The organism is bacterium (assembly GCA_037131655.1).
In the GTDB taxonomy this organism is placed as follows: Bacteria; Armatimonadota; Fimbriimonadia; order Fimbriimonadales; family JBAXQP01; genus JBAXQP01.
This window is the reverse complement of sequence record JBAXQP010000245.1, coordinates 1-4,072: the sequence shown is the minus strand read 5'-3', so window position 1 is coordinate 4,072 and position 4,072 is coordinate 1. Positions and strand designations below refer to the sequence as shown.

The window sequence follows — 4,072 nt, the reverse complement described above, 5'->3', positions numbered from 1 at the left end:
GCCAAAGCTACACAGTGTGGTGCTGGCGGCTGCACAACTAATCAACCTTAATTCAAGTCAATACTCAATTAACGAGAACGCAATTCAACCCTGAACGCACGGAAATTCATCTAACAAGGCAAAGACTTTTAGTGAGATCCACCCGTGTGAGCAAATGTCTTACAAGTGATCTGCCAATGTCCATCGAGTATTGATAGTACAAAGTAGTCAGTAAATGAAAGAGTTCCCCAAAAACCTTCTTCTTTGATGGTGGCAACCGCTGCTGTTCCATCAATTCGAATATCAGTTATCTTTGCGACTAATCCGCCAGCATCTCCGGGTGATCCCACCATTAAATCAACAAAGCCTCCTTTATCTAAGTCGTAGTCCACTCCGGCCATCGTGCCAAACCATCGAGCACTGGAATGGAATGCTTCATTCAATTGAGCTGCATTGCCTTTTCCGGCGCCATCGATGTAGAGGTTAAGCAATCTTGTTATTTCAGCACGATCGTCAGCCATTGTGGGATCCCTTCAGATAACCCTAGATATCAAGAATTTTGAATCTCTCGAAGAACCTAGACCCCTTGCCTCTAGGGCACAATGAAATATGGAAAGTATTAATACCAAGTCAGCAACGCCGTGTAGAGCCGGCTATAGCTAATTTTATTACCGCACAGTAGGGGCACCCTTAGCCCAACTATCCAGTGTCAAGGTTTTCGGATACCTATCCCTTTTTTTGCGTATTTCCAGCTGAAGGTATGGGGGAAAGGGTGATTTTCAGATTTCTTTCGGGTTTCAGGTGGCGGGACCCTGAGATTTCCCTCAGAATATTGTGGTTCAGAGTGGCAGGGATTAACGCACCCTCGAGTCTTATGCCCCTCCTGAGCCCGGTCGCAACAATGCGGTTGGACCTCAATCTCACGGAGGCATTGCTAAATGCTACAACTGTCTAATAGTCAATGGAGTTCGCTATATAACATTTTCTCCTTCGGGCTAATCTCGATGCTTGCTTGCACCGTATACACATTGGTTTCGCAATCCCGCGTTCTGCCAAAGTACCGCGCTGCACTAGTCATGTCATCGATGGTTACATTTATTGCTGGCTATCACTACTTCCGAATCTTTAACTCATTCAACGAATCATCAATGAAGAATGCGGTTACTGTCGGAACTTCACAAGGTTCATTCAACGAGGCATACCGTTATGTTGATTGGATTCTTACTGTTCCACTTCTTCTTGTAGAAGTGATCGCGGTGCTCGGACTTGTAAAGGCAGCTTCTACGTCTTTGATCACGCGTTTGGTTCCTGCATCAGCAGCGATGATCATCTTGGGCTACCCAGGTGAAATTTCATCGGACAATGGGACAAAGATCCTTTTCGGAGTATTGTCCACGCTTCCATTCCTCTACATTCTCTATGTTCTTTTCGTAGAGCTTACAAAGTCATTGGAACGCCAACCTGAGGGTGTTGCAGCAACAGTAGGCCGTTTGCGCTTGCTCTTGATCGCTACATGGGGCGTCTACCCAATTTCATACTTGATCCCAATCTTGGTGAAGAGCCCATCAGAAAGTCAGATGGCAATGCTCTTTACTAATCGCCAGATCGGCTACACAGTTGCAGACGTACTTGCTAAGTGCGTATTTGGTCTTACAATCTACAAGATTGCTAAGATGAAGTCTGTTGCTGAAGGCATGAAAGACGATCACTAATTACTTATAACTAAATAAATCCCCTAATATGAGGGGCGCCAGTAAATCGGCGCCCCTCATACTTTTTTATGTCCTTAACCAGTTAGGATGAAGAGATGACAAACCTTCGATTTGGCGCCTATCTTCTCGTCGCGCTGGGCTTTATTAATATGCGCTATCAAACCGGTCACCATGACATCGTCATGCATAGCTTTAGTATCATTTTTCCAGGGGTCCTTCTTCTCTTGGCCACTTTTATCAAACCGGCACAGAAGTTTTTGGAGCATAAAAATACTAAATTGGTAATAGGAACGATGATTTTGTTACTTATTGGATACTCGTTTATCAACTAAAAGCTATTTACGGTTGATGTGCCTTCCCACGTACACCCACATCGACATAATCGCTAGTATCAAAGAAAAACCAAAGACTAGGTCCTCGATCGGAGCACCAGCTAACCTTCGACCGATAATAGTGTTCGGGTCGTAGATCACAATATATCGGGAGGTAAGCCACCAATTCGTAATCAGTTGCATAGGCAGAATAATTGAATAAGACGCCCAAAAGATTAATTTTGTGAGCAGCTGTGTTCGCACTATAAAGAGATCAAACGAAACTGTCAGCAACAAAGTTTGTACAGCGATATCGCTATAACTCATCACCATCACCTACTGGCCAATGTCTTTTAATTCTTCGAACACCTTCGAGAGTCATGATGGATGCGATAGGAACAATGATAAAAAAAAGGTATTCCTCTAGCGGTATGCGAAAAGGGCCAACGATTCCGAGCATTTGGTGCTCATCAAATCGCCAATGTTTATGCGCGATGGCATAAGCATCCCAGCCAAGAAAAATGAGAGCGACTGGTAATAGAGATGCGGATAACCGCTTGATCCGGCGCAAAACTCCTACCTTTAGCCCAATTTCTAACCAAAATGAGCCGACCACTGTGAAGGTAAGCATCGCAATGTAGCCCCACTTATTCATAGGATTATTCTCCCGTTATTCGTAGAATTGTCTAGAATTAGCACATGAACTCAGTGCCGAAACGTCTATTTTTAAGGGTTCGGCTTTTTTCAAATCTTGCAATTCTCTTCGCAGTAGTTGTGAGCCTGTTTTTTCGCACGGTTATCGATGAAAGCAATTTGAGCTGGCAGGTGCTGCTCTCCGTACTCGCGCTTATGGTTGGGATACCCCATGGGGCAGTGGATCATCTCATTACGATTCCGAGGACGAGCCGATGGCGTTTTATAGCTTTTGTCCTCATCTATATTCTGATTGCAGCAATTGCAGTGCTAGCTATCCTGAAGTGGAATGTAATTGGCTTTCAAGTGATCGTTTGGATGAGCGCTCTTCATTTCGGCATTGGAGACGCTTCATTTATCTCTGAGTACGACCAACTGAGTAATCGCAAACCTTCGCCTTTGATTCGAAAGTTCTTTTATGCAATTCCTGCCGGATTGCTACCGGTGATAATCCCACTCGTCCAAAATAATAGCTCGAGCGCGTTAAATCGTGTGAATCCAGAATTAATAAACTGGGCGGGAGTTTATGCCGAAGACCTGAAGAAAGCAGTTTCTGGTTTGGCAATACTTGCAATTATTGCTCTAGCGTTAAATCGGGAATTTAGGAATGTAACCGATCTAGTCTTACTTGGCGCGCTGGCCTTTCTTACGCCACCATTGATTGCTTTCTCCTTTTATTTCGGATGTTGGCATGCGCTCCGTCATACTGCTCGACTCACTTCACTTTTACCAAAATCCCAAGAAGCATCGGCATTAGAAGACCTGCGGCGAACGTTTACTTCTGCTGTTATTCCTGGGCTACCGGCGTTAGCGGGGACAGTAGTTGTTGGATTGGGCTTAGCGCTCTTCAATCATCACGGCTTAACATCGTCACTATTGTGGTCACTTTTGGTAGTTGTCTGGGCACTTACCGTCCCACATATGATCGCGACATCAACATTAGATAGCAAAGCCTTACTTACCAAGGAATAACTTTCCGGTCTTCCCATAGGACGCCGGTTTGATTGGTTGATGGATCAAACTCACGACTTGCTAACCAAATTGCTGTTTCTGCACCTTCCTCGACACTTCGAGGCGCATTTGCACCACCCATATCCGTACGAGTGTGATTCGGACAGACCGCATCAACTAGAAACCCGCGGGAACCCAAACCAGTCTCATGGGCGAAATTTCTCACAAGTGCATTTACTCCTGCTTTAGAGATTCGGTATGGAGCTAAGCCGCCAGCATTACCAGGTCCAGACATCCGCCCTAAGCATGCCGAGTAAACAATTATCCGCCCACTTCTTCTTTCTACCATTCCTGGAGCAAGGACATTCAAGCAGAGAAACACTGAATCCAAATTGATACTCAGTACTCGCTTCCATTCTTCAATAT

7 protein-coding genes are annotated in these 4,072 nt (G+C 45.0%); 3 read left to right on the top strand and 4 right to left on the bottom strand.

Features of this window, described 5'->3' with window-relative positions; genetic code table 11:
* Positions 1–128 precede the first annotated feature (128 nt).
* On the bottom strand, positions 129–500 hold the full coding sequence (locus tag WCO51_10500) for a nuclear transport factor 2 family protein (GenBank protein ID MEI6513687.1): 372 nt from the start codon (positions 498–500) through the stop codon (positions 129–131).
* 417 nt (positions 501–917) lie between these two features.
* Here WCO51_10500 and WCO51_10495 point away from each other — a divergent pair, with 417 nt between their 5' ends.
* Together WCO51_10495 and WCO51_10490 are read left to right on the top strand one after the other, a co-directional pair.
* Entirely contained in the window at positions 918–1,691 is a 774-nt protein-coding gene (locus WCO51_10495) for a bacteriorhodopsin-like (GenBank protein MEI6513686.1), read from the top strand.
* Positions 1,692–1,786: 95 nt separating this feature from the next.
* Positions 1,787–2,023 carry a hypothetical protein gene (locus tag WCO51_10490; GenBank protein MEI6513685.1) on the top strand — a complete coding sequence of 79 codons (237 nt, stop codon included), beginning with the start codon at positions 1,787–1,789 and terminating at the stop codon, positions 2,021–2,023.
* A gap of 3 nt (positions 2,024–2,026) precedes the next feature.
* Here the strand turns inward: WCO51_10490 and WCO51_10485 are convergent, their stop codons facing one another.
* Entirely contained in the window at positions 2,027–2,329 is a 303-nt protein-coding gene (locus WCO51_10485; GenBank protein ID MEI6513684.1) for a lycopene cyclase domain-containing protein, read from the bottom strand.
* Complete coding sequence (locus tag WCO51_10480) at positions 2,319–2,657, bottom strand: lycopene cyclase domain-containing protein (protein MEI6513683.1); 339 nt, start codon at positions 2,655–2,657, stop codon at positions 2,319–2,321. The genes WCO51_10485 and WCO51_10480 overlap by 11 nt, the downstream gene beginning before the upstream one ends.
* A gap of 44 nt (positions 2,658–2,701) precedes the next feature.
* Here WCO51_10480 and WCO51_10475 point away from each other — a divergent pair, with 44 nt between their 5' ends.
* Positions 2,702–3,667, top strand: coding sequence for a Brp/Blh family beta-carotene 15,15'-dioxygenase (locus WCO51_10475; protein ID MEI6513682.1), 966 nt, complete (start codon positions 2,702–2,704; stop codon positions 3,665–3,667).
* Here WCO51_10475 and WCO51_10470 read toward each other — a convergent pair.
* A partial coding sequence (locus tag WCO51_10470) for an SDR family NAD(P)-dependent oxidoreductase (protein ID MEI6513681.1) occupies positions 3,654–4,072 on the bottom strand: 419 nt, incomplete at its 5' end. The genes WCO51_10475 and WCO51_10470 overlap by 14 nt on opposite strands.

Coding starts and splice junctions, on each gene's coding strand:
- WCO51_10500 (MEI6513687.1), bottom strand. CDS start 500: ATGGCTGACGATCGTGCTGAAATAACAAGATTGCTTAACCTCTACATC.
- WCO51_10495 (MEI6513686.1), top strand. CDS start 918: ATGCTACAACTGTCTAATAGTCAATGGAGTTCGCTATATAACATTTTC.
- WCO51_10490 (MEI6513685.1), top strand. CDS start 1,787: ATGACAAACCTTCGATTTGGCGCCTATCTTCTCGTCGCGCTGGGCTTT.
- WCO51_10485 (MEI6513684.1), bottom strand. CDS start 2,329: ATGAGTTATAGCGATATCGCTGTACAAACTTTGTTGCTGACAGTTTCG.
- WCO51_10480 (MEI6513683.1), bottom strand. CDS start 2,657: ATGAATAAGTGGGGCTACATTGCGATGCTTACCTTCACAGTGGTCGGC.
- WCO51_10475 (MEI6513682.1), top strand. CDS start 2,702: ATGAACTCAGTGCCGAAACGTCTATTTTTAAGGGTTCGGCTTTTTTCA.